This window comes from Streptomyces sp. NPDC048584 (assembly GCF_043199595.1).
In the GTDB taxonomy this organism is placed as follows: Bacteria; Actinomycetota; Actinomycetes; order Streptomycetales; family Streptomycetaceae; genus Streptomyces; species Streptomyces edwardsiae.
The window spans coordinates 88,086-114,926 of the sequence record NZ_JBICWF010000016.1 but is presented as its reverse complement, the minus strand read 5'-3'; the positions used below and the strand labels follow the sequence as shown (position 1 = coordinate 114,926).

Genomic DNA, 26,841 nt, shown 5'->3' with positions numbered 1-26,841 from the left:
GGGAAGGAGGAAGTCTCAGGTGCTGGAGGCGGCGGGCGGCGCGCGCCCGAGGTCGGAGGGCATGTGCGCGGCGGCGGGCGCCGCGTGACCGGCCGCCGGCGCGGGCCGGGCCGGGCGGGGCGGGATCCGCGGCGTGTCCGCCGCGGTGAAGAGCGGATGACCGGCGGGCACCGCCCGCTCACCGGCGTCCCGCTCCGGCCTGGTGTGCGGGGTGCGGGAGCCGACATAGGCGTCGTCGCCGTACGGACGGGTGTCCGACTCGTGGGCCGAGGGGCCGTACGGTGCCGGGACGAGTTCCGTGCCGCCGCCGCTGAACCCGAGGGTCAGCAGTACGGCCGCGAACGCGGCGAGGACCGCCGCGGCGGCCCGGAACGGAAGGCGGGTGCGCTGTCCCCGCGGGGCGGCGGTCAAGGTTCGACGAGCCCGGCGCGGATGGCGTAACGGGTCAGTTCGAGGCGGTCCCGCAGACCCAGCTTGTGCAGCAGGTTCTCGCGGTGCCGCTGCACCGTCTTGATGCTGATGAACAGCATCTCGGCGATCTCCTTCGACGAGTGCCCCTCGGCGACGAGCTTCAGCACCTCCTCCTCGCGCGGGGTCAGCAGCTGCTCGGGCGCCTCCTCGCCGTGCCGCACCCGGTCGAGGTAATTACGGATCAGGGCGGTCACCGCCCCCGGGTACAGGAACGGCTCGTCCCGCATCGCCGCCCGGCAGGCCGCGACCAGATCGCGGTCCGCGACGGACTTCAGGACGTAACCCCCGGCGCCGGCCTTCAACGCCTGGAACAGGTACTGCTCGTTGTCGTGCATCGTCAGCATCAGGATGCGCAGCCCCGGCTTGAGCGCCGTCAGCTCACGGGCGGCCTGCAGGCCGGTCAGCCGCGGCATGGCGATGTCCAGGACGGCCAGGTCGACGTCGTGGGTACGGGCCATGGCGATGGCCTCCGCGCCGTCACCGGCCTCGGCGACCACCCGCAGATCCGGCTCCCGGTCGAGGATGAGCCGGACACCGCGCCGCACCAGCGCGTGGTCGTCGGCGAGCAGGATCCGGATCGGGGCGTCCGTCCGGGGGACCTCGTGGGTGTCCTCGTGGTTCATGACTGCTTCCTGACAACGGGCACGGTGAGCCGGATCCGGGTACCGGCGGGCGGAGCGGAGGGGGCGACGGGATGGTCGTCGAGGCTGGAGATGCCCAGGTCGGCCCCGATCAGCAGGGCCCGTTCCCGCATTCCGCGGAGCCCGGCGCCCTCGCGTGCGGCACCGATGCCCCGGCCGTCGTCGCTCACCTCGAGGACGACGCAGCCGTCGACGGTGCGCAGGCTCACCTCCACACTCCGCGCCTCGGCGTGCCGGGCGGCGTTGGTCAGACCCTCCTGCGCCACACGGTAGATGACCAGCTCCTGCTCGTGGTCGAGAGCGGGCAGATCGGAGTCGAACCGGCGCAGCACACGCAGCCCGGTGTGCGTGGCGAACTCGGTGGCCAACGAGGTGACGGCGCTGACCAGACCGAGATCGTCCAGCACGCCCGGACGCAGCCGGCGCACCAGCCTGCGCACCTCGTCCAGGCTCTCCCGGGTGATCTCCTGTGCCTGCTGGAGCTCCCCGCGCAGCGGCTCCTCCGCCTCGTCGGCCGCCCGCTTCAGCGCCAGCAGCACGGCCGTCATGCTCTGCCCGACCTCGTCGTGCAGCTCCTGGGCGATACGGCGGCGCTCGCCCTCCTGGGCGAGGATCGCGCGGGCGCTGCTCGCGACGCGTTCCCCCTCCAGCCGCTCCAGCATCGAATTGAACGTGCTGACCAGCTCGGACACCTCACCGCCGCCGCGTACGGGCAGACGCTGGCCGGGGCGCAGCAGGTCGACCGTGGTCATCAGCCGGGTCACCCGGTCCAGCGGGGCGAGACCGATGCGCAACAGCGCCGCGTTGGCGACGAGCATGACGGCGAGGCCGCCGACGAGGATCACCGCCTCGGTGAGCAGCACCGGGACGGACACGGTCACCGGAGCCCACAGCAGCAGCGCGGTGGCGCTGCCCAGCACCACCGCGTTCAGCCCGAAGATCCGCCAGTACAGGGACACGGAGGTCACGCCTTCCTCTTTCTCGTCTGCCTCTACTGTCGGTCACCGCGCCCGCGAACGCGGCAGCGGCCTCATGGTCCCGGCGGACAACACCGGCCAGCATGCACCAGGGACCGGCCCCGGTCGATGGGCCCCGCGACCCATTTCCGCCCGTCCACCGGGCCCATCCCGGACGGGGTGGGTCCTCGGACCCCGCACAGATGGGTACCGCGCCCAATGGGCGCCGGCCCGGAAACGGGCCAGGGTTGAGTCATCACCCGTACGTCATGAGGAGGACCGTCCATGTCGCTCGACCTGCCCCGCACCGAACCCCGTACCGCCCATCCCGCCCCCGACGAGGTCCGGCAGCGCCTCGAGCACGCCCGCTCGACCCGCCTGGCACAGCTCAAGGCGCTCGACGAAACGGGGCAGAGTCCCGGCGACCACCTGATGTCCAACCAGCGGGAGGCCATCCAGCGCGTCCTCACGGAGATCGACGAGGCCTTCGCACGCGTCGAGGACGGCACCTACGGCACCTGCCTGGGCTGCTCCAAGGCCGTACCGCCGGAGCGCCTGGAGATCCTCCCCCACACCCGGTACTGCGTCGCCTGCCAGCGCGGCGCCTAGGCGCGACCGGGCCCCGTCCGTCCTTCTCTCCCGCTCTGCCCAAGGGGTGCAGTGGTGACCCACCAGACCATCGGCGAGCGCGACACGGTCCTCGACGCCGAGGACCTCGCCGCGCTGCGCGAGAACCTGCACGAGCAGCGGCTGTTCCGGCAGGAGCAGCTCCGGCAGTTCGCGACCCACTCCTCGAACCGTGCCGAGGAACGCCGTCAGTCGGACGCCGCCCAGGTAGAGGTCGGCGTCCGGCTCGCGGCGTCCGCGCGCATGGTGCTCGCCGACGTCGAGGCGGCGCTCGCCCGGATGGACTCCGGGCAGTACGGCACGTGCCATCTGTGCCGTCGCGCCGTCGAACGCCACCGCCTGCTGATCGTCCCCCAGGCCCGCTACTGCGGGCGCTGCCAGCAGGTGAGGGAGGCCGGCCGGTGACCGTGATCCGGCGCGTCCTTCCGGCTCCGGTACGGCACCGGCACTGGCCGCTGTGCCGGCGCTGCTCAGGTATCGCTCTCGACCTGGGCAGCGCCCGCACGCGCGCGTGGATCGCCGGACGGGGCATGGTCCTCGACGTGCCCACCGTCACCTTCCCGGGCACGGGCGCCATCCACCCCATCCAGCGCGGCACCATCGTCGACACCCCGGGTACGGCCCGGATGCTGGAACGGCTGCTCGGGCACCGGCTGCCCAGGATCGGCCGCCCGCTCGTCGTCGTCACTGCGCCGGTCCTGGACGGCCTCGCCTTCCGGACCGAGGCCCGCACCGCCGTCGAGATCCTCCGCCCGCGCGCCGTCATGACCGTCCCGGGCGCCCGCGCGGTGGCCCTGGCGGCGGGCGCCGACCACATCCGGCCGCTGCTGGTGGTGGACATAGGGGCCCACCTCACCGAGGTGGTGCTGCTCGTGGACGGCGCGGTCACCGACGCCCGCCGCACCGCGCTCGGCACCGCCGACCTGACCGACGGCACACCGCCCGGCGACATCACCGCGGCGGTGACCGACATGGTGACCGCGATGCTGCGGCAGGACCGCACCTCGCTCACCCGTACCGCCCTGCGCCGGGGAATCCTCCTGGCCGGCGGGGGCGCGCTGCGCCCCGACATCACCCGCGACCTGCCCGGCAGCCTCGGCTGCCCGGTCACGCAGGTCCCGTCGCCGCACACCGCCGCCGTGCGGGGGGCCGCCGGCCTGCTCGCGTCGGCCCACCACCACCCGTCGGACAGCGGCACCCTCTGACCGGCGCCGCGGGTCCGCGGCCACCGGCACCCTCCCACCAGCCCGTTTCACGTACCCAGAAGTCATGTACCCGGAAGGAGCTTTGACGTGGCCGGCGAAATACCTCCGGCACAGCCACCCCCCGGCCCGCCCGCGCGCCCCCTGCTGTGGCGCTGGCGGCACAACCCCCTGCGCCGGCGCACCGACAGCTTCCACGCCTGGCTGGGTCTCGGGGTGCTGATCGCCGTACTTGCCCTGGCACCCGTGGCCGCACTCGTCGCGGCCAAGACCGCCCGCGCCCACTACGAGGACACCGCCCGTCACCAGAAGCTGACCCGGCATGTGACGACCGCGACCCTCACCCACGACGCGCCCCGCCACCCGGAGCCGGGCTCGGACGAGGAGAAGCACACCCGCTATCCGGCCGAGGTCCGCGTCGTCACCCGGGACGGGCTGGAACGCCGTACCCGCGCGGAGGTGGAGCCCGGACTGGCCGCCGGCAGCACCGTCCGTATCTGGATCACGGCCGAGGGCGAGACGACGGATCCGCCGCTGACTCCGAAGGAGATCCGCAGCCGCACCATGGGCTGGGCGCTCCTCGCGGCCATGGGCGTCGCCCTCGCCGGCGCCGCCGCCCACGCCGCGACCGGCCTCGCCGTGCGCCGCCGCAACCTCGACGACTGGGACACGGCCTGGGCGAGGACGGCTCCGCGCTGGACGACACCAACCTGATCCGATAGGGCATCCGAAAGTTTCGGAGACCTCTCATTGGACTTCGGCAACTGCCAGCACATCGGTGGAGTCTTCTGCAGCTCAACCGGTTCAGTACTCACTTTGAACTGCGAAGACTCCACTTCCACCCACTCCTTCGATCGAGCGAAGATTTCGAAACATTCACCGAAACTGTTGACGGTTGACGCGTGCAGGCCAACACTGTCCCGCATCGAACCCCCCACCGAGCCGTCACAGGAGGCACACCCATGCATGTGCTCGCGCGACCGAAGGACCGCAGACGCGGCCGCCTGCTGCCGAGTGTCAGAAGCGTCTGGACCATCGCACTGGCCGCCGTCAGCGCGCTGCTCCTGACCGCCACCACCGCCACGGCCGCCGTCACCACCAACCAGACCGGCACCAACAACGGCTGGTGGTACTCGTTCTGGACCGACTCCCAGGGCACCGTCTCCATGGACCTGGGCTCCGGCGGCAACTACTCCACCCGTTGGAGCAACACGGGCAACTTCGTGGCCGGCAAGGGCTGGAGCACCGGCGGGCGCAAGACCGTCAGCTACTCGGGCAGCTTCAACCCGTCCGGCAACGCGTACCTGACGCTCTACGGCTGGACCACCGGCCCGCTCATCGAGTACTACATCGTCGACAACTGGGGCACCTTCCGGCCCACCGGCGAGTACAAGGGCACCGTCACCAGTGACGGCGGCACATACGACATCTACAAGACGACCCGGTACAACGCCCCCTCCATCGAGGGCACCAGGACCTTCGACCAGTACTGGAGCGTCCGGCAGTCCAAGCGCACGGGCGGCACCATCACCAGCGGCAACCACTTCGACGCCTGGGCGAGCAAGGGTATGAACCTGGGCAGCCACAACTACATGATCATGGCCACCGAGGGCTACCAGAGCAGCGGCAGCTCCAACATCACGGTGAGCGAAGGAAGTTCCGGTGGCGGCGGTGGTGGCGGCGGTGGCGGTGGCGGCAACGGCGGCTGCAACGCGACCCTGTCCGCCGGCGAGAAGTGGGGCGACCGCTACAACCTCAACGTCTCGGTGAGCGGCTCCAGCAACTGGACGGTGACCATGAACGTGCCGTCCCCGGCGAAGGTCTCCTCGACCTGGAACGTCAGCACGTCCTACCCCGACAGCCAGACCCTCGTCGCCAAGTCCAACGGCAACGGCAACAACTTCGGCGCGACGATCATGGCGAACGGCAACTGGAACTGGCCGACGGTCTCCTGCAGCGCAGGCTGACCCCCCACGAGGAGGACCACCGCAGATGAGCACCGGAAGAGTCCCCCGGTCCCTGCTGTCGGGACTGGCCGTCGCCGCGCTGACCCTGGCCGGTACGGCCACCGCCACCCTGGACGCCGCACCGGCACAGGCGGCCGCCTGCAACGGCTACGTCGGACTCACCTTCGACGACGGCCCGTCCACCGGCACCACCATGAGCCTGCTCAACGCGCTGAAGCAGAACGGGCTGCGGGCCACGATGTTCAACCAGGGCCAGTACGCCGCCGCCAACCCCTCCCTGGTCAGGGCCCAGGTCGACGCGGGCATGTGGGTCGCCAACCACAGCTACACCCACCCCCACATGACCCAGCTGAGCCAGTCCCAGATGGACTCCGAGATCGCCCGCACCCAGCAGGCGATCGCCAACGCCGGCGGCGGCACACCGAAGTTGTTCCGTCCGCCGTACGGCGAGACCAACTCGACGCTGCGCGCGGTCGAGGCGAAGTACGGCCTGACCGAGATCATCTGGGACGTCGACTCGCAGGACTGGAACAACGCGAGCACCGACGCCATCGTGCAGGCCGCCTCCCGGCTCACAAGCGGCCAGGTGATCCTGATGCACGACTGGCCGGCCAACACCATCGCCGCGATCCCGCGCATCGCGCAGAACCTGGCCTCCCGGGGCCTGTGCGCGGGCATGATCTCCCCGCAGACCGGCCGCGCCGTCGCCCCCGACGGCTCCGGCGGCGGGGGAGGGGGCGGGGGCGGCGACACCGGAAGCTGCACCGCGACGCTGTCCGCCGGCAACCGCTGGGGCGACCGTTACAACCTCAACGTCTCCGTCAGCGGGGACGCCGACTGGACGGTGACCATGAACGTGCCGTCCCCGGCGAAGGTCTCCTCGACCTGGAACGTCAGCACCTCGTACCCCAACAGCCAGACCCTCGTCGCCAAGCCCAACGGCAGCGGCGACAACTGGGGGGTGACGATCATGGCCAACGGCAACTGGAACTGGCCGACCGTCTCCTGCGGTACCGGCTGAACCCGTGGCGGGCCGCGGCGCGTTGTGCGCCGCGGCCCGTTCACAGATGCTCGCGGAACCAGTCGGCGGCGAGCTCGGCGACCTGCTCCAGCGCACCGGGCTCGGAGAAGAGATGGGTCGCGCCGGGCACCACACGGACCTCGTGCGCCGTGGACAGCCGGCCGGCGGCCTCCCGGTTGAGGCCGAGCACCGTCTCGTCGGCACCGCCCACGACGAGCAGCACCGGACAGGACACCAGGGCGAGCGCGTCGCCCGCCAGGTCGGGGCGTCCGCCCCGCGACACGACCGCCGACACCCGCTCCGGCCGCTCGGTGGCCGCCACCAGCGCCGCCGCCGCACCCGTACTGGCCCCGAACAGTCCCACCGGCAGACCCACACCGTCCGGCTGCCGCTCCAGCCAGTCGACGGCATGCGCCAGCCGCCGGGCGAGCAGCCCGATGTCGAAGCGATGCCGTCCCGTCGCGTCGTCCTCCCGCTCCTCCTCCGCCGTCAGCAGATCCAGCAGCAGCGTGCCGAACCCCGCGTCCCGCAACGCGGCGGCGACCGCCCGGTTACGGGGGCTGAGCCGTGAGCTGCCGCTGCCGTGCGCGAACAGCACGGTTCCGCGCGCCCCGGCCGGGATGACGAGATCGCCCGACAGCCCCGCCGCATCCGAGGGGACCGTCACGGATGCGGAGACCACGCGGTGTCCTCGACGGCACGGGCGGCGGGCAGCAGACCGCCGATGTCCTTGGGAAGCGCCGCCACCACCTTCTCCGTCAGCTCCGGAGCGAGCGCCGCGTCGAGCACCTCCAGTACGGCGGCGGCCTCGCGTACGGCACCATCCTCGTCCGTCCGCGCGCGCCCGGCGATCCGTCCTGCGAACGTGGTCAGGCCGAAGCGCTCGCCCGAGGAGGAGTCCTTGGCCTCCCGCATGGGCGCGGCCAGCGTGGGCGGCAACTGGGCCGCCACATGCTCCGCCAGTCCGCCCGGCAGCCGCTCGGCCAGCGTGCTCAGCACCGCCCGGGTCGCCTGCTCGGACGTCCCGCGATCCGGAAGCCGCGTAAGAGCCTGCACTTTCCCGATGAACTCGTCATGATGCATGAGGCCCCGTCCTCCCTCACGATGCGATCACGTCCCCACCGAGTACCCCACCGAACCCACCTTCAGCCCACCCACCGCTCCAGTCCGAGGCCCGAAGGGCGGACAGGGGCCGGAGGGGAAGCCCCTGGGGCGCCGCGGGCCGAGAGGGGCCCGGCGGTACAGCCCCGGGACGGGGCGGGTCGGCGGGGGTTCGGGGGCGGAGCCCCCGAGGACGGGAACGGGAAGGGGCGGCGGGGGCGAAAACCGACAGTGCCCCCGACGTACCGGCACCGCCCACAGCGGACGACCCGACCGTCCCACCTCCCGCTACGAGGACTCCCGCACCACCAACTCCGTAGGCAACGTCCGCTGCTGCCGCGGCCCACCTTCCTGGGTGATCCCGGTGAGGATCCGGGCCATGGTCCGCCCGATCTCCTCCACCGGCTGCCGCACGGTCGTCAGCGGCGGCGCCGTATGCCGCGCGAGGATGGAATCCTCGTACCCCACGACGGCGACATCCTCCGGCACCCGCAACCGCCGCCGACGCAATTCGGCCAGCGCCCCCACCGCCATGAGGTCGGACGCGGCGAACACCGCGTCCAGATCCGGCGCGCGTTCAAGTAGCGAACGCATCGCCCGACACGCACCCTCCTCCGTGAAGTCCCCCTCTTCGACCAGCAGTTCGTCCGCCGCCACCCCCGCTTCCCGGTGCGCGGTGCGCCACCCGGCGAGCCGGCTGCGGCCGACGTCCATGTCCAGCGGACCGGTGATCGTGGCGATCCGGGTCCGGCCGCGGTGCAGCAGGTGCCGTACCGCGGCGGTGGCACCGCCCGCGTTGTCGGAGTTCACGTAGCTCAGCCGCTCGCCCGCGTCGCGGCGGCCGGCCAGCACGGTCGGCAGGCCCATCTCCTCCAGCATGCCCGGCAGCCGGTCGTCGGCGTGCACGGAGACCAGCAGCACACCGTCCACCCGGTGCGTCGCCACCGTCTCCGTGAGCTGGTCCCGTTCCGCCTGGTCACGGACGAGCATCAGCTGCAACTGGGTCCGGCTCTCCGCGAGCGCGCCGGAGACACCGCGGATCAGCGCGGCGAAGAACGGTTCAGAACCGAGCCGGCTCTCCGACTCCGGGATCACCAGGGCCACCGCGTTGGTGCGGTTGGTCACCAGACCGCGGGCGACCGAGTTGGGAACGTAGTTCAACTCCTTGATCGCGGCCAGCACCCGCTCACGGGCGTCGTCGCTGACGAGATCCGAGCCGTTGACGACGCGGGAGACCGTGGTGCGGCCCACGCCGGCGCGGGCGGCGACCGTTTTGATGGTCGGACGGCGGTTGCCGCTCATGTGCTCCCCCCTGTGCGGCCGCGGCGACGATGTCCACCGCGGAGTTGACCTGCGGCAATTCTTGCAGACGCGGCCGCGGGCACAGCACCCCCCGGGGGCGGGACGAGGCACACGGAGCCGGATTCGAGGCGACGAGTTGGTTTCAAGTTATTGACAGACCTATCCGCTAGCCATGAGTCTTCGTTGCGCGGTGGGAACGTGCCCACCCCAAATTGGGCACGTTCCCATCCCTATCAGAGCCGCTGTAGTCATCGCAGAACTCGTCACTCCGGTGTGTCAGCGCCGTCGCTAGGAGGAGATCCATGGGCACTTACGGTTCGTTGCGCAGGAAGGCGGTCGCGACAGTCGCGACCGCCGGCGCGCTGGCACTGGTCGTCGGTTGTAGTGGCGGTGACGACTCGGCCACCGGCGGTGGCAAGAAGGACGGCAAGGTCACCATCACCATGGGCCTGTACGGCGTCATGGGCCTCAAGGAGACGGGCCTTCTGGAGCAGTACGAGAAGGAGAACCCGAATGTCGAGATCAAGGCCGACATCGCCGGTGACGAGCAGACGTACTACACCGCGCTGCAGACCCACCTCGCCGCCGGCAACGGTCTGAAGGACATCCAGGGCATAGAGATCGGCCGGGCCAAGGAGATCACCGAGACCCAGGCGGACAAGTTCGCCGACTTCTCCGGCATGGCCGGCACCGACCACTTCCTGCCCTGGAAGGAGTCCCAGATCAGCACCGCCGACGGCAAGGTGCTCGGCCTGGGCACCGACATCGGCCCCATGGCGGTCTGTTACCGCAAGGACTACTTCGAGCAGGCAGGCCTGCCCACCGACCGTGAGGAGGTGGGCAAGCTCTGGGAGGGCGACTGGAGCAAGTACGTCGAGGTCGGCCGCACCTTCAAGAAGGACTTCAAGGGCGACAAGGTCGCGTTCACCGACTCGGCCAGCGGTCTGTTCAACGCCATGGTCTACGGCTACCCCGAGCAGTACTACGACGAGAAGGGGGAGCTGATCTACGACAAGAACCCGGCCGTGAAGGAGGCCTGGGGCCTTGCCTCGGACGCCGCCGAGGACGGGCTGACCGCCAAGCTCCGCCAGTTCCAGCCGGGTTGGGACCCCGGTCTGGCCAACGGCACGTTCGCGACCGCCGTCTGCCCGGCCTGGATGCTCAGCCACATCAGCGAGAAGGCCGGTGACGCCAACAAGGGCAAGTGGGACGTGGCCCGGGCCCCCAAGGGCGCCAACTGGGGCGGCTCCTTCCTCGGTGTCGTCGAGCAGAGCCCGGTGAAGGAGGAGGCCAAGAAGCTCGTCGCCTGGCTGACCGCGCCGGAGCAGCAGGCCCACATCTTCAAGGAGATCGGCAACATCCCGTCCTCCAAGGAGGCGTTGGAGAACCCGGATGTGAAGAACGCCAAGTCGGAGTACTTCGACAACGCCCCGATCGGCCAGATCTTCGGTGCCGCCGCGCAGGAGATCCCGGACAAGCAGGTCCTCGGCCGCAAGGACGGCACGATCAAGGACACCTTCTCCCAGGGCCTGGCCCTGGTCGAGCAGGGCACCGCGCGTGACAAGGCGTGGAAGACCACCACGGAGCGCATCGAGAAGGCCGTCGGCTGACCCGACGCCTCTCCCGCGGCCACCCCGGCCCGCCGGGCCCTGTCACCGGACTCCCGCCTGCCACGTGAGTCCGGTGACGGGGCAGCACGCCGACGGGCCCCGGGGCCCGGCTCACACATCCGTATCCAGGAAGGAAAAGTCCGGTGGCCACCTCCACCACCAAGGCCCTGACCGGCGAGGAGCCGCCGGGCACCACGGGCGACGGGAACACCCCCCGCCGGCGCGGCGCCCTGCTGCACCGGCTGGACGTCAAGGGCGCCCCGTACGCGTTCGTCGCGCCATTCTTCGTCGTCTTCGCCGCGTTCAGCTTCTACCCCCTCGTCTACACGTCGTGGATCTCCCTGCACGACGTGGAACTGGCCACCCTCGACGTCATGGAGTGGGTGGCGTTCGACAACTACGTCGAACTCTGGGGCGATTCACAGTTCTGGAACGCGCTGCAGAACACCATCACCATCGGCGTCATCTCCACGGTGCCGCAGCTGATGATGGCGCTCGGTCTGGCACACCTGCTCAACTACCGCATGCGCGCCTCGCTGTTCTTCCGCGTGGCCTCGCTGGTCCCCTACGCCACCTCGGTCGCCGCCGCCGCGCTCGTCTTCACCATGATCTTCGAGCGTGACTTCGGCATGATCAACTGGGCGCTCGGCTCGGTCGGCATCGACCCGGTGGACTGGGAGGCCGACAAGTGGCCCGCCCAGGCGGCCATCTCCACCATCGTCATCTGGCGCTGGACCGGCTACAACGCGCTGCTCTACCTGGCCGCCATGCAGGCCATTCCCGCCGAGCGGTACGAGGCCGCCTCCCTCGACGGGGCGTCCCGGTGGAAGCAGTTCACCCACGTCACCGTGCCCGGTATCCGCTCCACCATCGTCTTCACCATCGTGCTCTCCACGATCGGCGCCACCCAGCTGTTCGGCGAGCCGCTGATCTTCGGCCAGGGCCCCAACGGTGTCACCGGCGGCGCCGACAACCAGTACCAGACGCTGGGCCTGCTGCTGTACGAGGAGGGCTGGAAGAACTACCAGATGGGCCGCTCGGCCACCGTCGCCTGGGCGATGTTCATGCTGCTCGTCGTCGCCTTCGCGGCGCATCACCTGATCAAGCGCCTGCGTTCCCGTACGTCCTGACCTGGAGCCATCATGACCACTCACAGCCTCCCGGTCCGGACGGAGACACCGGCCCGGACCCCTGTCGAGAAGCCGGCCCGCGGCGGCCGGCGGCTGCTGCGCCAGGGCGCCGGCCGTCAGCACCACGCCGGCCCGCTCGCCTACGTCCTGCTCGTCGTCATGGCGGTGCTGTCGATCTTCCCGCTGTACTGGACGATGGTCGCCGCCTCCACCGACAACACCCGGGTCAGCCAGACCCCGCCGCCGTTCCTGCCGGGACCGAACCTGTTCAGCAACCTCGCCCGCGCCTGGGACGAGGCCGCGATGGGCAAGGCCATGGTCAACAGCCTGATCGTGGCCGGCGTGATCGCCCTGTCCACGGTGATGTTCGCGACGCTGGCCGGTTTCGCCTTCGCCAAACTGCGGTTCAAGGGACGCAACGTCCTGCTGATGCTGGTGATCGGCACCATGATGGTGCCGCCGCAGCTCGGCGTCGTACCGCTGTTCATGATGATGTCCGAGCTCGGCTGGTCGCAGCAGTTGCCGGCCGTCATCTTCCCCACCCTGGTGAGCGCCGTCGGCGTGTTCTTCATGCGGCAGTACCTGTCCGAGGCGCTGCCCGACGAACTGGTCGAGGCCGGCCGCGTGGACGGGGCGCACTCGCTGCGGATCTTCTGGAGCATCGTGCTGCCCATCGCACGGCCCGCGATGGCCGTGCTGTTCATGATCACGTTCGTGCACGCGTGGAACGACTTCTTCTGGCCGTTCGTGGTGCTCGACATGACCAACCCGACGGTCCCCGTCGCCCTCACCCAGCTCAGCGCGGGCTATGTCCGCGACCAGTCGCTGATCATGGCGGGCGCGCTGCTCGGCACGCTGCCGCTGCTGGCGATGTTCATCGTCTTCGGCCGCCAGATCGTCAGCGGCATCATGGCGGGCGCCGTCAAGGGCTGACCCGCACCCCCTCCGCCAGGCCCCGCCGCCTGCGAACTCCCCTCACCCCGAAAGGATCTACGTGGTCACCGCACAGCAGACCGCGTCCGCCCCGGACGCCGCCCGCCCCTTCCCCAAGGGCTTCCTCTGGGGCTCCGCGACCGCCTCCTACCAGATCGAGGGGGCCGCCGCCGAGGACGGCCGTACACCGTCCATCTGGGACACCTACGCCCGCACGCCGGGCCGCGTACGCAACGGCGACACGGGCGACATCGCCACCGACCACTACCACCGCTGGCGCGAGGACGTCGCCCTGATGGCCGAACTCGGCCTGGGCGCCTACCGGTTCTCCCTCGCCTGGCCCCGGATCCAGCCCACCGGCCGCGGCCCCGCCGTGCAGAAGGGCCTGGACTTCTACCGCCGTCTCGTCGACGACCTGCTGGAGAAGGGCATCCAGCCCGTCGCCACCCTCTACCACTGGGACCTGCCGCAGGAACTGGAGGACGCCGGCGGCTGGCCCGAGCGCGCCACGGCCGAGCGGTTCGCCGAGTACGCCGCCCTCGCCGCGGACGCCCTCGGTGACCGGGTGAAGACCTGGACCACCCTGAACGAGCCCTGGTGCAGCGCCTTCCTCGGGTACGGCTCCGGTGTGCACGCCCCCGGCCGTACCGACCCGGTCGCCGCGCTGCGTGCCGCCCACCACCTCAACCTGGGTCACGGCCTCGCGGTCCAGGCGCTGCGGGACCGTATCCGCGCCGACGCCCAGTGCTCGGTGACGCTCAACATCCACCATGTCCGCCCGCTCACCGGCAGCGACGCCGACGCCGACGCGGTCCGCCGGATCGACGCGCTCGCCAACCGGGTCTACACCGGCCCGATGCTGCAGGGCGCCTATCCGGAGGACCTGTTCAAGGACACCGCCGGGCTGACCGACTGGTCCTTCGTGCGCGACGGCGACCTCGCGCGGATCCACCAGCCGCTGGACTTCCTCGGCGTCAACTACTACTCGCCCACCGTCGTCTCCGAGGCCGACGGCAGCGGCACGCACAACTCGGACGGCCACGGCAACAGCACCCACAGCCCCTGGCCGGGCGCCGACAAGGTCGCCTTCCACCAGCCGCCCGGCGAGACCACCGCCATGGGCTGGGCCGTCGACCCCACCGGCCTGTACGACCTGCTGCGCCGGCTGTCGTCGGACTTCCCGAAGCTGCCGCTGGTCATCACCGAGAACGGCGCGGCCTTCGACGACTACGCCGACCCGTCGGGGAACGTCAACGACACCGCCCGGATCGCCTATGTGCGCGGTCACCTGGCCGCCGTGCACCGGGCCATCGTCGACGGCTCGGACGTGCGCGGCTACTTCCTGTGGTCGCTGCTGGACAACTTCGAGTGGGCCCACGGCTACGGCAAGCGCTTCGGCGCCGTCTACGTGGACTACCCGACCGGCACCCGCATCCCCAAGGCCAGTGCCCGCTGGTACTCCGAGGTGGCCCGCACCGGAATCCTTCCCGGCGCCTGACGGGACGCGCGCGGTGACGCACCCCGGGTGAGCCACCGCGCACAGGACGGCATGAAGCACGGCCGATACGGCGACGCGACGCGATGTCGTGGTCGCCCGAAACATTCGGGTACCGCGCGCGCCCGGCCTCCCCGCCGACGCGGTGCCGTACGCCGGGCCGGCCGCACTCGCGCGGCCGGCCCGGCGTTCACGTATTCCGGGGAGCGGCCGTGCTCTGCCGTACCACCAGTCGGGTCGCCAGTTCGATGCGCTGGGCCGCAGTACCGGGATCGTCCGGGCGCAGCAGCATCCGGGCGGCCTCCTCGGCCATGCTGCGCAGCGGCTGGTGGACCGTGGTGAGCGGCGGACTCGACCACTGCGCCAGCGGTACGTCGTCGTAGCCCACCACCGACAGGTCCTCCGGCACCCGCAGCCCCTTGACGCGGGCCGCCTCCAGTACGCCGAGCGCCTGGAGGTCGCTGCCGGCGAAGACCGCGGTGGGCCGGTCCGGCCCGTCCAGCAGGTCCATGGCGTGCTCGAAGCCGCCCTGTACATGGAAGTCGCCGTAGCGTGTCAGCCGCGGGTCGGCCTCCAGCCCCGCCATCGCCATGGCCGAGCGGTAGCCGTCGAGGCGCGCCAGCGAGCACAGCATGTCCTCGGGCCCGGTGATGATGGCGACCCGCTCGTGCCCCTGGTCGGTGAGATGGCGGGTGGCGGCCAGACCGCCGGCCCAGTTCGCGGAGCCGACCGAGGGGACGTCCGGGTCGGGGTCCCCCGCCGGGTCGATGACGACGAACGGGATGGCCGCCGCCCGCAGTCGGCGCTTGACGTCCTCCGGCAGCGTGGAGAAGACCAGCACGACACCCAGCGGGCGGCGCTGCAGCACGCCCGGGAGCCAGTCCGCCGCGGGCGCGTGCCGGGTGCCGCTCTCGGTGAGCACCACCGTCGCACGGTTCTCCTTCGCGACGTTCTCCACGCCCCTGATCAGCTCCATCGCCCAGATGCTCTCCAGTTCGTGGAACACGAGCTCGATGAGCGGGGAGCGGGACGCCGGCTGGCTGCGCCGGCGATAGCCGTGGACCTCAAGGAGCCGCTCCACCTTGGCCCGGGTCGCGCGGGAGACATCCGAACGGCCGTTGAGGACCTTCGAAACTGTCGGCATCGAAACACCGGCCTCTTTCGCGACCGCGGCCAGGGTCACTCTGCCGCTCGCCTCGTTGTCTTCGTGCATACCCGCAGGATAGGGCACCGCGCATCGATAACAGTTTGGGCGAGTACCGCTCCGACCGTTGACCGAAACACGGGTCTGACCTACTGTCCCACGGCATGGACTTTCGGTGATGATGCCGAAACTTTCGAAAGGCGAACGATGAAGACACGTGCGCGCTTGCCCAGACTGGTCGCCACCGGTGCGACGCTCGCCCTGGCACTGAGCCTCTCGGCCTGCGGTGACGGAAACGGCGGGGCGTCGGGGGACGACGGCAAGATCCATGTCCTGGTCTACGGGGACGCCACCAACAAGGTGGAGAAGAAGATCGTCGACACGTTCAACAAGACGTCCGACGTCAAGGTCGTCCTCGACACCATTCCCGGTGCCGACTACCAGCAGAAGCTGCAGACGATCATCAACACCCCGCAGGCCCCGGACGTCTTCTTCAACTGGGGCGGCGGCAGCATCAAGCCGTTCGTCAAGGCCGACCTGCTGCTGCCGCTCGACGACCTCATCAAGAAGAACCCGGAGCTGGAGAACAAGTTCCTGCCGTCCGTCTTCAACAACGCCGTGGTCGACGGCAAGCCGTACGGCATACCGATGCGCGGCACCCAGCCGGTCCTGCTCTTCCACAACAAGAAGGTCCTCAAGGACGCCGGCGTGCAGCCGCCGAAGACCTGGGACGAACTGCTCGACGCGGTCGGCAAGCTGAAGGACAAGGGTGTCACGCCGATCGCGCTCGGCGGCGGCGACGTCTGGCCGACGCAGATGTGGTTCCAGTACCTCTACGACCGTATCGCGGGACCGGGCCTGTTCGAGAAGGCCGTCGGCGGCGACAAGAGCGCCTGGGAGAGCGCCGACAGCAAGAAGGCCCTCGGCATGATCAGGGACCTCGTCGACAGCGGTGCCTTCGGCAAGAACTACGACTCCGTCAAGTACACCAACGGCGGCTCGGTCCAGCTGGTGGCCGCGGGCAAGGCCGGCTTCGAGCTGATGGGCTCCTGGTACTACTCCCAGCAGCTCACGGACCACCCGGAGTTCGCCGAGACGGGCCTCGGCTACACCGCCTTCCCCGCCGTCGAGGGCGGCAAGGGGGACGCGGCGAACGTCGCGGGCAACACCAACAACTACTACTCGGTGATGAAGAAGACCAAGCACCCCGAGGCCGTCGCCGAGTTCCTGAAGCTCATGTACTCGGACGACTTCGTCAAGTCGCAGCTGGACATCGGCAACCTGACGACCACGACCAACACCGACCAGTTCATCGACGGCTCGGCCACCCCCGAGTACTCGCGCTTCCAGTACGACCTCGTCGCCGACGCCCCCTCGTTCCAGCTGTCGTGGGACCAGGCGTACCCGCAGAAGGCGAGCTCGGACATGCACAAGGCCATCCAGCAGTTCTTCAACGGACAGCTCGACACGGACGGCTTCATCAAGGCCATGCAGGCCCTCCCCACCGAGTGACGAACGGCTCATGACCACACAGATCACGAGCGCCCGGCCCGCCGCCGGCCCCCGCAAGGGGTCCCGGCGGCGGCCGGCCGCCCCGTCCGCAACGACGGTCGGCCGCCCCGGCTTCGCCTGGGCGCTGCCCGCCGCAGTGTTCTTCGCCCTGTTCGCGATCGTGCCGCTGATCATGGTGGCGGTGCTGTCCTTCATGACCTGGGACGGGCTCAGCTCGCCGCAGTTCGTCGGCATGGACAACTGGTCGCGCCTGGCGGACGACCCGGTGATGCTCAAGAGCATCTGGCTGACCCTGCTCCTGACCGTGCTCGGCGTGGTCATCCAGACCCCGCTGAGCATCCTGCTCGGCGTCTGGGCGGCCGGCCACCAGCGCAACCGGGCCGTCCTCTCCGTCATCTACTTCATCCCGCTGCTGCTGTCCGCCACGGCCGTCTCCGTGCTCTGGCGGGCGCTGCTCGACCCGAACTTCGGCATCCCGGCCGAGGCCACCTGGCTCTTCGGTGACGGCAACCTGTTCGGCGAACAGGCCACCGCCATCGGCGTCCTGGCGTTCGTCAGCACCTGGCAGTTCACCCCGTTCCACACCCTGATCTACCAGGGCGCCGCCCGCGCGGTCCCCCAAGTGCTCTACCAAGCCGCGGAGATCGACGGGGCGGGCCGCTACCGCCAGTTCTTCCACATCACCCTGCCGCAGCTGCGCAACGCGATGATCACCTCGATGATCCTGATGATCGTCGGCGGTCTGACCACCTTCGAGACGGTCCTCATCCTGACCCAGGGCGGCCCCGGCACCGACACCACCATCAGCGCCTACTACATGTACGACAAGGCGTTCAAGGGCTTCGACTACGGCACCGGCTCCGCGATCGCCCTGGCCCTGGTGGTCGCGTCCACGATCATCTCGCTGATCGTCGTCCGGGTCTCCGGCTACGACAAGATGCGCAGCTCCATGGAGGGTGTGTCATGAGGCGCCGACCGAACTACGTGGCCGGCGCCGGCTCGCTCGTCTGGCTCTTCCTCGTCGGCCTGCCGCTGTACGTGATGCTCGCCGCGACGCTGCGCACCCGCCAGGACTACGCCGAGAACGGCCCGGTCTCCCTACCGGACACCTTCACCCTGGACAACTACAGCCGCGCCTTCGACTCCGGCTTCGGCCAGTACTTCTTCAACACCCTCGTCGTCACCGCCTGCGTGATCGGCATCGTGCTGCTGCTGGTCCCGCCGCTCGCCTACGCGATCGTCCGCAGCCGCGGCCGCACCACCTCGGCGATCTTCCGGCTGTTCCTGCTCGGACTCGCCATCCCCGCCCAGGCCGTCATCGTGCCGATGTTCTACCTGATCAGCGAGGCCGGCCTGTACGACAACCTGCTGGGCGTCATCCTGCCCACGGCCGCGTTCTGCCTGCCCATGTCGGCGCTGATCCTCAGCGGCGCCATGCGCGACATCTCCCCGGAGCTGTACGAGGCCATGGCCATGGACGGCGCGTCCCCGCGCCGGATGTTCTTCCAGCTCGTACTGCCGCTGTCCCGCGGCGGAGTGTCCACCATCGTGGTCTTCTCCGCGCTCCAGGCGTGGAACGGCTTCCTGTTCCCGCTGGTCCTGACCCAGTCCGACTCCACCAAGGTGGTCACCCTGGGTCTGTACAACTTCCAGACCGCGCACGGCATCGACATTCCCGGTCTGCTGGGAGCCGTGGTGCTGTCCATGGTGCCCATCCTGCTCGTCTACCTGTTCGCCCGTCGCGCCCTGGTCCAGGGTCTGATGGGCGTCGGAGGAAAGTGACTGCCGACGTGGCCGTAGAGACCACCCCCGAAATCCCCCTCTGGAACGATCCCGCCCACCCCGTCTCCGCCCGGGTCGACGCGCTCATCGGCGCGATGACCCTCCAGGAGAAGATCGCCCAGCTGTACGGCGTATGGGTCGGCGCCTCCGACAAGGGCGGCGAAGTCGCCCCGCACCAGCACGACATGGAGGAGGCCGTCGACCTCGACGCGCTGCTGCCCAGCGGACTGGGCCAACTCACCCGCCCCTTCGGCACCGTTCCCGTCGACCCCGCCCTCGGCGCGCTCTCCCTCATGCGCACCCAGGCCCGCATCACCTCCGCGAACCGCTTCGGCATCCCCGCCGTCGCCCACGAGGAGTGCCTGGCCGGCTTCGCCGCCTGGGGCGCCACCGCCTATCCCGTCCCGCTGTCCTGGGGCGCCACCTTCGATCCCGACACGGTGCGGCGCATGGCCGCCGCCATCGGCCGCGACATGCGCTCCGTCGGCGTCCACCAGGGCCTCGCACCCGTCCTCGACGTGGTCCGCGACGCCCGCTGGGGCCGGGTCGAGGAGACCATCGGCGAGGACCCGTACCTCGTCGGCACCATCGGCACCGCCTACGTCCAGGGCCTGGAGTCCGCCGGGATCGTCGCCACGCTCAAGCACTTCGCCGGCTACTCCGCCTCCCGGGCAGGACGCAACCTCGCCCCCTCCTCCATGGGGCCCCGCGAGCGCGCCGACGTCCTGCTGCCCCCCTTCGAGATGGCGATCCGCGAGGGCGGCGCCCGCTCGGTGATGCACGCCTACACCGACACCGACGGCATGCCCTCCGCGGCCGACGAGACCCTGCTCACCGAACTCCTGCGGGACACCTGGGACTTCGACGGCACCGTCGTCGCCGACTACTTCGGCATCGCCTTCCTCAAGACGCTGCACGGCGTCGCCGCCGACTGGGCCGACGCCGCCGGCGCGGCGCTCCGGGCGGGCGTCGACGTCGAACTGCCCACCGTCAAGACCTTCGGCGCACCCCTCGTCGACGCCGTCACCGACGGCCGGGTGGCGGAAGGGCTCATCGACCGCGCTCTGCGCCGCGTCCTCGGCCAGAAGGCGCAGCTCGGCCTCCTCGACCCGGACTGGAGCCCGGTCCCGCCCGCACTCGACGGCGTCGACCTCGACGACCCCGAGGCACTGCGCGGCCGCGTCGACCTGGACCGGCCCGAGAACCGTGCACTCGCCCGCGAGATCGCCGAGAAGGCGGTCGTCCTGCTCACCAACGACGGCACCCTGCCGCTCGCCGCGCCGCGCCGCATCGCCCTGGTCGGCCCCAACGCCGCCGAGGCGACGGCCGTACTGGGCTGCTACTCCTTCCCGCTGCACGTCGGCGTGCAGCACCCGGAGGTCCCGGTCGGTATCGACCTGCCCACCCTGCGCGACACCCTGACCGCCGAGTTCCCCGACGCGGACATCACGGTCGCCCGCGGGACCGGCGTCGACGACGGCGACCTCACCGGCCTCGGCGAGGCCGTCGACGCCGCCCGCGAGTCGGACATCGTTATCGCCGTACTCGGCGACCGCGCGGGCCTGTTCGGTCGCGGCACCAGCGGCGAGGGCTGCGACGCCGACTCCCTGGCCCTGCCCGGTGCCCAGCAGCAGCTCCTCGACGCGCTGCTCGACTCCGGGACACCCGTGGTCACCGTCCTGCTCGCCGGACGGCCGTACGCGCTCGGCCGCGCCGTCTCCGAGTCGGCCGCGATCGTGCAGTCCTTCTTCCCCGGCACCGAGGGCACCCACGCCATCGCGGGCGTCCTCAGCGGTCGCACGAACCCCTCCGGACGGCTCCCGGTCAGCGTGCCGCGCGCTCCGGGCTCCCAGCCGACCACCTACCTCGGCGCCCGCCTCGCCCAGCTCAGCGACGTGTCCAACATCGACCCCACCCCGGCGTTCGGCTTCGGCCACGGCCTGACGTACACGAGCTTCGCGTGGAGCGACCTCGCGGTGGACGCCCAGGAAGCGGGCACGGACGGCGAGTTCACGCTCGCCCTGACCGTCCGCAACACCGGAGAACGGTCCGGCGCCGAAGTCGTCCAGCTGTACCTCCACGACCCGGTCGCCTCCGTCGTCCAGCCGGTGCAGCGGCTCGTCGGCTACACCCGGGTGGAGCTGGAGCCGGGCGAGTCCCGCCGCGTCCGGGTCACCGTCCCGGCCGACGTGGCCTCCTTCACCGGCCGCGACGGCCGCCGGGTCGTCGAACCCGGTGAACTGGAACTCCGCCTCGCCGCGTCCAGCACCGACGCCCGACTGACGGCGACGGTCACCCTGACCGGCCCCGAGCGCCATGTCGACCACACCCGCCGCCTGCACGCGGACTTCACCCAGGAGCCCGCCACGCGGGACTGAGCCGGACCCACGAGGCAGCCCCCGGCCGGTACGCACCGGCCGGGGGCTGCCTCGTGGGCGGGGCTACTTGAGATAGGGGCCGTCCGTCCCGATCTTCCCGGGTCCGTCGAGGACGTACACCCGGAGATTGCCCTTGCCCGGCGCGGCGACGGCCAGCGTCCCGCCGGACACCGTCCGTACGTCCCCGGTGACCGCGTCCCGGTACGTGCCGTCGGGTACGCCGGTGAAGGTGGCACCGCCCGAGACGGTCACCAGGGCGAAGCTGTCCGTACCCCCGCCGGTGTAGCGCCGTTTGAAGGCCATGTCACCGGAGATCCCGGCGGTCGAGTACTGCCCCAGCTGCAGCGCGGGGACCGCCCGCCGGATCTGATTGAGCCGCTGGACGTGCTTGACCAGGGGCTTGCCCAACGTCGTCGCCACCGCACCGGAGGCGGAGTCGACCCGGGAGAAGTCCGACACGCTGAGACTTCCGGCGAGATGGTCGCCGTAGTACGCGCGCCCGGTCGTGGCCAGCGGACAACTCGGGCCGCAGTCGATCTTCTTGCCCTTCTGGAACTCGATCTCCGAGCCGTAGTAGAGGGTGGGGATGCCGCGGAACGTCCACATCAGGGACATGTTCTCGGCCCAGGCGTCGGTGCCGCCCGTGTAGCGCTCACTGCTCTTGTTGGGCCCGTAGTCGTGACTGTCGACGTAGACGACGTTGTAGGTGGCGTCGTTGTAACTGTCGTCGCTGTCCTTGCCGTTGTGGAAGGCGTTGCTCGCGTCACCGAAGTTCATGTGCATCCGCATGTCGATGACGTTCATGCCGGAGAAGCGGCTGTGATCCGGGACGTGGTAGGCGTTGCCGTCGAGGAACGCGTTGGTGGCGACCGGCTGGCTGCCGGTGCCCTGCTGCTGCTCGTAGTCGTACATCTCCAGGGCCGCCGTCGCGTCGTCGGCGCTGTACTCCCTGCGCTCCTTCCAGGTGTAGAACTGCGCGGAGTGGTTGACGGATCCCCGGTTCCACTTGTCGTTGACGAAGGCGGCGACCTCGCCGAAGACGAAGAAGTTCTTCGCCGCCCCGGCACCGTGCCGCTGGGTGACGCGCTCCTGGATCGCGGGCAGGAAGCGGCGGTTCCAGGTGGTGCGCGGGATGTGGACGGCCGTGTCGACACGGAAGCCGTCGACGCCCATGTCGATGTACTTGTCGTAGGCGCCGATCAGATAGTTCTGCACCTGCGCGTTCTCGGTGTTGAAGTCGGCGAGGTCCTCGTGCAGCCAGCAGGAACGGGAGTCCTCGCCCTCCCAGTTACCGATCCAGCAGTTGTGGTAGAGCGCCTTGGGGAACATGCCGGACGTCGGGTTCGGCCACTGGCAGTTGTAGATGGTGTAGCCCTCGGGGCTCCTGGCGCCGGTGGGCGCCCCCCAGTTGACACAGGTGTTGCCGGACGGTTCGGCGGTGGACCAGAGGTCGCCGTTGTAGAAGGACTTGCCGCTCTTCGGTTCGACGGTCAGGCCGTCGTACTCGAAACCGGGCTGCCTCTCGTCGTAGTACCAGCTCCACTGGGAGTCGCGTACCCCGTACACGGTCGGGGTGAACAGGCCCTTGGCGCCCCAGCGGGAGGAGTGGTTGTAGACGACGTCCTGGTAGATCTTCATGCCCTTGGCGTGGGCGGCGTCGATGAGGTCCTGGTAGGAGGCGCCGGCCGATTCGAGCCGTGGGTCGACCGTGTAGAAGTCGTAGCCGTGGTACCCGTGGTAGTCGTAGTCGGAGCGGTTGAGCACGACCGGGGTGATCCAGACGGCGGAGAAGCCCAGGCCCTTGATGTAGTCGAGCTTGTCGACCAGTCCCTTGAAGTCGCCCTGGAACATGGGGTCGTCGTTGGCCGCGTTGCCGGACTTGACGTGCTGGCTGCCGCCGCGGTTGTTCGAGCTGTCGCCGTCGTTGAAGCGGGCGGTGAGCACGAAGTAGATGGGGTCCTTGCGCGGGTCGGTGCCCAGGGGAGTGCCGGTGGCGGGACCGCCCGGCGCACTGCCGGTGGTGGCCTTCGCCTGTGCCGAGGCGGTGGAGAGGTTCCCGGCGGCGTCCACGGCGCGCACCGTGTAGGTGTACTGGGTCTCCTCCTCCAGCCCGGTGTCGGAGAACACGGTGGAGGAGACGTCGGTGACCATCGCCCCCTTGGTGCCACCGGTCCGGGTGACCTGGTAGCCCGTCACACCGGTGTCGTCGGAGGCGGGTTCCCACGACAGCACGACGGAGGTGCCGCTGACGGCGGCCCGCACACCCTCGGGACTGCTGGGCGCCTGTGTGTCGGGATCCTGCGCGGCGCAGGGGTCGTCGGCGTCCGCGGTCACGGTGTTGTTCTCCACCGTGCTGGTACCGGCCGGGATCGTGTAGTCGGCGCCGTTGTTGTTGTCCCAGACGCCGTTGCCGTTGTTGAAGGCGGCCTTGAGGGAGGTGGCGGATCCGAGGTCGACGGTCCGGCTCCACCAGCCGGCGCAGGCCTCGGCCATGCCGACCCCGGGGACCGTGGTCCAGGAGCCGCCGGCCGGCTGGTAGTGGAGGTTCACGGTGGTCCAGCCGAGCGACCGGGCCGAGTAGTAGACGGTGGCGGAGTGCGGGGTCTCCGGCTCGGACCCGGCACAGGGATCGCTGTGGGCCACGACACCGTCCTTGACGGTGATGCTGCCCGTGCCCAGGTCGTAGTCGCTGCCCGCGTTGTTGTCCCAGGTGCCCGAGCCGTTGTTGAAGGTGGCCTGCAGCCCCGCGGCGGAACCCAGATCGACGGTGGCCTTCACCCAGTCCGTGCAGGCCGACTCCATACGGGTGCCGGGCACGGTCGTCCAGGAGCCGCCGTCCGGGGCGTAATGGAGGTACGTGGAGGACCAGTTGCGGGTCTTGGTGTAGTAGAAGACGGTCGCTTCGTTCGCCGCTGCCGCCGTCGCCGCTGCCGGTTCCGTCTCGGGGGCCGGGGGCCCGGTGACGGCGGCGACGGCGACGAGCCCGGCCAAGAGGGCTCCCGCGGTCCAGCCGCGGCCGGGAGGCCGTCGATGAGGTCGTCTCATGTGCGTCTCCAGTGGGGTGAGGGGAGCCTGACGACTCCTCGTGGACGCACACCGCGGATCCGACGCGCCTCGGGATCCCGATGCAATCCGCTGCCGGACTTTCTGGAAGTTCCAGAAAACCTTTGCAGGCGCTGGGAGATTACCTGTGCATGACACCCTCGTAAAGGGTTCGGCGTCGGTAACGGACAACCGGCCCGGCAGGCCGAGCGCGTGAGAGTGGGGAGGTGTCCCGCCCTCCGGCCCGCCGGGCCGGAAGCAGGCCTGAACGTAACACCGTTGCAAGAGTTGCGAAAGAACTTGCACGCCCCCGGTAGTGCCTGTGCTACCGGAAACCGGGCAGCGTGGGGGTTGGTGCGACCCTCCGCGCACGCGAAAACCTGAAGACATGACACGACGCAAGGCAGCGGTACTCGCCTCGGCCCTCCTGCTCTCCCTGGGGGCGGGCGCGCAGGCCGCCCCGGCCACCGCCGACACGCCCAGGTACTCCACCGGGCATCGGACGTCGGACGTGATCGACGCGATCGAGCACAGCGCCCACACCCTGAGAAGCACCGAACCCGAGGGCAGCCTGCGGGACTTGCGCGCACTCGGCCGCATGGTGGGGGACGCCGACATCGTGGGCCTGGGCGAGGCCACCCACGGCTCCCGGGACTTCTTCCGTATGAAGCACCGGGTCTTCCGCTACCTGGTCGAGGAGAAGGGCTTTCGCACCTTCTCCCTGGAACTGCCCTGGAGCAGCGGCCTCCGCGTCAACGAGTACGTGCTGTACGGCAGGGGCGACCTCGACCGCATCGCACGCGAGGAATTCCAGGGCTCGTACCGCATCTGGAACAACGCGGACTACCTGAACCTCATCCGGTGGATGCGCACGTACAACCGCCACCACCCCGCCGACCCGGTGCACTTCGCGGGCAACGACATGGGCTACGCCGGACCGGAGCTGTACCGACGGGTGACGGACGACGTCGCCCGCACCCACCCGCACCTCATGTCCCGCATCACCGCCCTCTACGCCGGCCTGGCCCCGGCCACCGACGCCGCCACGTACATGGAGCGGTACCTCGAACTCCCACTGGCGGAACGCAAGGAGCGCGCGCAGCGCACCCGAGAGGCGTACGAACTCCTACGCGACGCGAGCGGCCGGGAACACCCCTGGACGGTCCAGCACGCGAAGGCCATCCACCAGATGGCCCAGGGCTACGCGTACGACATTACCGACGACGCCCAGGTCACGGAGATGATGAGACACCGCGACCAGGTGATGGCCGAGAACGTCGCCTGGTGGCACCAGCACACCGCCGACCGGATCCTTCTCTCGGCGCACAACACCCACGTCTCCTACGACTCCTTCGACGTCCGCTACCCGAAGACGCAAGGAGCCTTCCTGCACGACACGCTGGGCGACGACTACGTCAGCATCGGCTTCAGCTTCCACAGCGGCGCCTTCAAGGCGTTCGGCACCGACGACAACGTGATGCGCACCTACCGTGTCGGCGCCGCACCCCCGGACTCCAACGAGCACACCCTGGACCAGCCCCGCCGACGCGACTACATCCTGGACCTGCGCACGGCTCCCCGGGCGGTACGCGCATGGCTGTCCGACCCCCGCTCCACCTGGAACATCGGCGCGGGCTGGCCGGACCCCACGGAGTACCGGATCGCCCTCGGCAAGGCCCACGACATCCTGATCCACCTCAACGAGGTGGAGGCGACGAGGTACTTGGGCAAGCCCTGAGATCATCCCACCCCGCAGCGACTGCGGAGCACCTCCGCCCCCGCCCCGTCGAGCTCGTCACAGAACGCCGCTCGCCCGGTCATCGCCATGATCAGTGCCAAGGTGGGACCGGACACGAGTGGCCCCGTACCGGTCGTGAAAGGACCGTCGTCCGCGACGAGCTTCAGCCCGCCGATGCGCCCCTTGGCGACGACCACGAGGTCCGTGCCCCGGTAGTACTCGGCCACCTGGGTGACGACCTCGTTCGGGTAGTCGCGGCGAAAGCCCAGCGGACGGCGGATGTCCTCGCCGTGCACGATCGTCTCGCCCAGCATGGCGATGACGGGCAAGGGCGGCTTGGTGGTGCTCGGGACGACGCTCCGGAACCGCTCCAGAGTCTCGACCGGTGTCGTGCCCAACTGCTCGGCCAGCCGCATGGCCACCTGCTTGTCGAAGTCGAACCGGCAACGGATCACCCCCGCCAGCCAGCGCACGGTGTCGAGACTCGCGCCCGCCGTGAGATGCGCCAGCACCTCACGCACCGTCAGGCCATCGCACAACGAGGACGTCTGCCACTGCTCGTCGGTCATGTCCGCCAGATCGGCCGCCAACGCGGCCCGCTCGGCGTGGACCAGGGGCCAGACCCCGGTCCCACGGCCACAGGCCGTTGCCACTGCGGGATCATTCATACGGGAGGTCTCCTGTCAGGGGTCGGGCACCCACGACGGGTGCACGTGGGGAGACCGGAACCGCGCGGGAAACTCATCGCGACGACCACCCTTTTGACGGCGCCGGACGCCACGGGAACCA

The 26,841-nt window shown here is 70.1% G+C and carries 24 protein-coding genes; 15 read left to right on the top strand and 9 right to left on the bottom strand.

The annotated features are described in order from the left end of the window. Nucleotides 1-15: 15 nt before the first annotated feature. From ACGFR9_RS29925 to ACGFR9_RS29915, 3 genes are read right to left on the bottom strand one after another with little or no spacing between them, the layout of a single operon-like run. A complete protein-coding gene (locus tag ACGFR9_RS29925; RefSeq protein ID WP_393214525.1) occupies nucleotides 16-411 on the bottom strand; it encodes a hypothetical protein in 396 nt (131 codons plus the stop codon). Next, on the bottom strand, nucleotides 408-1,094 hold the full coding sequence (locus tag ACGFR9_RS29920) for a response regulator (RefSeq protein WP_393214522.1): 687 nt from the start codon (nucleotides 1,092-1,094) through the stop codon (nucleotides 408-410). The genes ACGFR9_RS29925 and ACGFR9_RS29920 overlap by 4 nt, the downstream gene beginning before the upstream one ends. Beyond that, nucleotides 1,091-2,080, bottom strand: a complete 990-nt coding sequence (locus ACGFR9_RS29915) for a HAMP domain-containing sensor histidine kinase (RefSeq protein WP_393214519.1) — start codon at nucleotides 2,078-2,080, stop codon at nucleotides 1,091-1,093. The genes ACGFR9_RS29920 and ACGFR9_RS29915 overlap by 4 nt, the downstream gene beginning before the upstream one ends. Before the next feature lie 273 nt (nucleotides 2,081-2,353). Between ACGFR9_RS29915 and ACGFR9_RS29910 the strand changes: the two genes are divergently transcribed. The 6 genes from ACGFR9_RS29910 to ACGFR9_RS29885 all read left to right on the top strand — a co-directional run bounded on the left by ACGFR9_RS29910 (nucleotide 2,354) and on the right by ACGFR9_RS29885 (nucleotide 6,885). After that, nucleotides 2,354-2,677 carry a TraR/DksA family transcriptional regulator gene (locus ACGFR9_RS29910; RefSeq protein WP_393214517.1) on the top strand — a complete coding sequence of 108 codons (324 nt, stop codon included), beginning with the start codon at nucleotides 2,354-2,356 and terminating at the stop codon, nucleotides 2,675-2,677. 51 nt (nucleotides 2,678-2,728) lie between these two features. Beyond that, nucleotides 2,729-3,100 carry a TraR/DksA C4-type zinc finger protein gene (locus tag ACGFR9_RS29905; protein ID WP_030226045.1) on the top strand — a complete coding sequence of 124 codons (372 nt, stop codon included), beginning with the start codon at nucleotides 2,729-2,731 and terminating at the stop codon, nucleotides 3,098-3,100. Beyond that, the gene (locus ACGFR9_RS29900) at nucleotides 3,097-3,900 is read left to right on the top strand and encodes a hypothetical protein (protein WP_393214514.1); all 804 of its coding nucleotides are present in this window, start codon (nucleotides 3,097-3,099) and stop codon (nucleotides 3,898-3,900) included. The genes ACGFR9_RS29905 and ACGFR9_RS29900 overlap by 4 nt, the downstream gene beginning before the upstream one ends. 87 nt (nucleotides 3,901-3,987) lie before the next feature. After that, nucleotides 3,988-4,611 (top strand): hypothetical protein, encoded by a 624-nt coding sequence (locus tag ACGFR9_RS29895; protein ID WP_393214511.1) that lies wholly within the window; start codon nucleotides 3,988-3,990, stop codon nucleotides 4,609-4,611. Between the two features lie 248 nt (nucleotides 4,612-4,859). After that, nucleotides 4,860-5,864, top strand: coding sequence for a glycoside hydrolase family 11 protein (locus tag ACGFR9_RS29890; protein WP_393214508.1), 1,005 nt, complete (start codon nucleotides 4,860-4,862; stop codon nucleotides 5,862-5,864). 25 nt (nucleotides 5,865-5,889) lie between these two features. Then, nucleotides 5,890-6,885 (top strand): polysaccharide deacetylase family protein, encoded by a 996-nt coding sequence (locus tag ACGFR9_RS29885; RefSeq protein WP_393214505.1) that lies wholly within the window; start codon nucleotides 5,890-5,892, stop codon nucleotides 6,883-6,885. A gap of 40 nt (nucleotides 6,886-6,925) precedes the next feature. Here the strand turns inward: ACGFR9_RS29885 and ACGFR9_RS29880 are convergent, their stop codons facing one another. The 3 genes from ACGFR9_RS29880 to ACGFR9_RS29870 all read right to left on the bottom strand — a co-directional run bounded on the left by ACGFR9_RS29880 (nucleotide 6,926) and on the right by ACGFR9_RS29870 (nucleotide 9,288). Continuing rightward, complete coding sequence (locus ACGFR9_RS29880; RefSeq protein WP_393214502.1) at nucleotides 6,926-7,567, bottom strand: dienelactone hydrolase family protein; 642 nt, start codon at nucleotides 7,565-7,567, stop codon at nucleotides 6,926-6,928. Further along, the gene (locus ACGFR9_RS29875) at nucleotides 7,549-7,968 is read right to left on the bottom strand and encodes a DUF2267 domain-containing protein (RefSeq protein WP_393214499.1); all 420 of its coding nucleotides are present in this window, start codon (nucleotides 7,966-7,968) and stop codon (nucleotides 7,549-7,551) included. Before ACGFR9_RS29875 ends, ACGFR9_RS29880 begins: the two co-directional genes overlap by 19 nt. 306 nt (nucleotides 7,969-8,274) lie before the next feature. Further along, complete coding sequence (locus ACGFR9_RS29870) at nucleotides 8,275-9,288, bottom strand: LacI family DNA-binding transcriptional regulator (protein ID WP_311640502.1); 1,014 nt, start codon at nucleotides 9,286-9,288, stop codon at nucleotides 8,275-8,277. Nucleotides 9,289-9,590: 302 nt separating this feature from the next. Here ACGFR9_RS29870 and ACGFR9_RS29865 point away from each other — a divergent pair, with 302 nt between their 5' ends. The 4 genes from ACGFR9_RS29865 to ACGFR9_RS29850 all read left to right on the top strand — a co-directional run bounded on the left by ACGFR9_RS29865 (nucleotide 9,591) and on the right by ACGFR9_RS29850 (nucleotide 14,459). After that, nucleotides 9,591-10,898: an ABC transporter substrate-binding protein gene (locus ACGFR9_RS29865; RefSeq protein WP_393214496.1), complete on the top strand. Its 1,308-nt coding sequence runs from the start codon at nucleotides 9,591-9,593 to the stop codon at nucleotides 10,896-10,898. A gap of 143 nt (nucleotides 10,899-11,041) precedes the next feature. Then, nucleotides 11,042-12,028 carry a carbohydrate ABC transporter permease gene (locus ACGFR9_RS29860; RefSeq protein WP_393214493.1) on the top strand — a complete coding sequence of 329 codons (987 nt, stop codon included), beginning with the start codon at nucleotides 11,042-11,044 and terminating at the stop codon, nucleotides 12,026-12,028. Nucleotides 12,029-12,040: 12 nt separating this feature from the next. Further along, a complete protein-coding gene (locus ACGFR9_RS29855) occupies nucleotides 12,041-12,961 on the top strand; it encodes a carbohydrate ABC transporter permease (protein WP_393214490.1) in 921 nt (306 codons plus the stop codon). Nucleotides 12,962-13,022: 61 nt separating this feature from the next. After that, complete coding sequence (locus ACGFR9_RS29850; RefSeq protein WP_393214487.1) at nucleotides 13,023-14,459, top strand: GH1 family beta-glucosidase; 1,437 nt, start codon at nucleotides 13,023-13,025, stop codon at nucleotides 14,457-14,459. Nucleotides 14,460-14,646: 187 nt separating this feature from the next. Here the strand turns inward: ACGFR9_RS29850 and ACGFR9_RS29845 are convergent, their stop codons facing one another. After that, complete coding sequence (locus ACGFR9_RS29845) at nucleotides 14,647-15,669, bottom strand: LacI family DNA-binding transcriptional regulator (protein WP_393214484.1); 1,023 nt, start codon at nucleotides 15,667-15,669, stop codon at nucleotides 14,647-14,649. Nucleotides 15,670-15,807: 138 nt separating this feature from the next. Between ACGFR9_RS29845 and ACGFR9_RS29840 the strand changes: the two genes are divergently transcribed. The 4 genes from ACGFR9_RS29840 to ACGFR9_RS29825 are packed head-to-tail and all read left to right on the top strand — an operon-like array spanning nucleotide 15,808 to nucleotide 21,272. Then, nucleotides 15,808-17,112, top strand: coding sequence for an ABC transporter substrate-binding protein (locus tag ACGFR9_RS29840; protein WP_393214481.1), 1,305 nt, complete (start codon nucleotides 15,808-15,810; stop codon nucleotides 17,110-17,112). Between the two features lie 10 nt (nucleotides 17,113-17,122). Further along, on the top strand, nucleotides 17,123-18,079 hold the full coding sequence (locus tag ACGFR9_RS29835) for a carbohydrate ABC transporter permease (RefSeq protein ID WP_393214478.1): 957 nt from the start codon (nucleotides 17,123-17,125) through the stop codon (nucleotides 18,077-18,079). Further along, nucleotides 18,076-18,894, top strand: coding sequence for a carbohydrate ABC transporter permease (locus ACGFR9_RS29830; RefSeq protein ID WP_030226087.1), 819 nt, complete (start codon nucleotides 18,076-18,078; stop codon nucleotides 18,892-18,894). Before ACGFR9_RS29835 ends, ACGFR9_RS29830 begins: the two co-directional genes overlap by 4 nt. After that, nucleotides 18,891-21,272 (top strand): glycoside hydrolase family 3 N-terminal domain-containing protein, encoded by a 2,382-nt coding sequence (locus tag ACGFR9_RS29825; RefSeq protein ID WP_393214474.1) that lies wholly within the window; start codon nucleotides 18,891-18,893, stop codon nucleotides 21,270-21,272. Before ACGFR9_RS29830 ends, ACGFR9_RS29825 begins: the two co-directional genes overlap by 4 nt. A gap of 63 nt (nucleotides 21,273-21,335) precedes the next feature. On the opposite strand, the gene ACGFR9_RS29820 is transcribed toward ACGFR9_RS29825, so the two are convergent. Beyond that, nucleotides 21,336-24,317: a carbohydrate binding domain-containing protein gene (locus tag ACGFR9_RS29820; RefSeq protein ID WP_393214471.1), complete on the bottom strand. Its 2,982-nt coding sequence runs from the start codon at nucleotides 24,315-24,317 to the stop codon at nucleotides 21,336-21,338. Between the two features lie 385 nt (nucleotides 24,318-24,702). On the opposite strand from ACGFR9_RS29820, the gene ACGFR9_RS29815 reads away from it, so the two are divergent. Next, the gene (locus ACGFR9_RS29815; protein WP_393214468.1) at nucleotides 24,703-26,052 is read left to right on the top strand and encodes an erythromycin esterase family protein; all 1,350 of its coding nucleotides are present in this window, start codon (nucleotides 24,703-24,705) and stop codon (nucleotides 26,050-26,052) included. A 2-nt stretch (nucleotides 26,053-26,054) separates the two neighbouring features. Here the strand turns inward: ACGFR9_RS29815 and ACGFR9_RS29810 are convergent, their stop codons facing one another. Continuing rightward, the gene (locus tag ACGFR9_RS29810; protein ID WP_393214465.1) at nucleotides 26,055-26,720 is read right to left on the bottom strand and encodes a maleylpyruvate isomerase family mycothiol-dependent enzyme; all 666 of its coding nucleotides are present in this window, start codon (nucleotides 26,718-26,720) and stop codon (nucleotides 26,055-26,057) included. Nucleotides 26,721-26,841: the final 121 nt, after the last annotated feature.

Coding starts and splice junctions, on each gene's coding strand:
- ACGFR9_RS29920 (WP_393214522.1), bottom strand. CDS start 1,094: ATGAACCACGAGGACACCCACGAGGTCCCCCGGACGGACGCCCCGATC.
- ACGFR9_RS29875 (WP_393214499.1), bottom strand. CDS start 7,968: ATGCATCATGACGAGTTCATCGGGAAAGTGCAGGCTCTTACGCGGCTT.
- ACGFR9_RS29855 (WP_393214490.1), top strand. CDS start 12,041: ATGACCACTCACAGCCTCCCGGTCCGGACGGAGACACCGGCCCGGACC.
- ACGFR9_RS29890 (WP_393214508.1), top strand. CDS start 4,860: ATGCATGTGCTCGCGCGACCGAAGGACCGCAGACGCGGCCGCCTGCTG.
- ACGFR9_RS29865 (WP_393214496.1), top strand. CDS start 9,591: ATGGGCACTTACGGTTCGTTGCGCAGGAAGGCGGTCGCGACAGTCGCG.
- ACGFR9_RS29835 (WP_393214478.1), top strand. CDS start 17,123: ATGACCACACAGATCACGAGCGCCCGGCCCGCCGCCGGCCCCCGCAAG.
- ACGFR9_RS29810 (WP_393214465.1), bottom strand. CDS start 26,720: ATGAATGATCCCGCAGTGGCAACGGCCTGTGGCCGTGGGACCGGGGTC.
- ACGFR9_RS29820 (WP_393214471.1), bottom strand. CDS start 24,317: ATGAGACGACCTCATCGACGGCCTCCCGGCCGCGGCTGGACCGCGGGA.
- ACGFR9_RS29885 (WP_393214505.1), top strand. CDS start 5,890: ATGAGCACCGGAAGAGTCCCCCGGTCCCTGCTGTCGGGACTGGCCGTC.
- ACGFR9_RS29910 (WP_393214517.1), top strand. CDS start 2,354: ATGTCGCTCGACCTGCCCCGCACCGAACCCCGTACCGCCCATCCCGCC.
- ACGFR9_RS29840 (WP_393214481.1), top strand. CDS start 15,808: ATGAAGACACGTGCGCGCTTGCCCAGACTGGTCGCCACCGGTGCGACG.
- ACGFR9_RS29845 (WP_393214484.1), bottom strand. CDS start 15,669: ATGCACGAAGACAACGAGGCGAGCGGCAGAGTGACCCTGGCCGCGGTC.
- ACGFR9_RS29870 (WP_311640502.1), bottom strand. CDS start 9,288: ATGAGCGGCAACCGCCGTCCGACCATCAAAACGGTCGCCGCCCGCGCC.
- ACGFR9_RS29830 (WP_030226087.1), top strand. CDS start 18,076: ATGAGGCGCCGACCGAACTACGTGGCCGGCGCCGGCTCGCTCGTCTGG.
- ACGFR9_RS29815 (WP_393214468.1), top strand. CDS start 24,703: ATGACACGACGCAAGGCAGCGGTACTCGCCTCGGCCCTCCTGCTCTCC.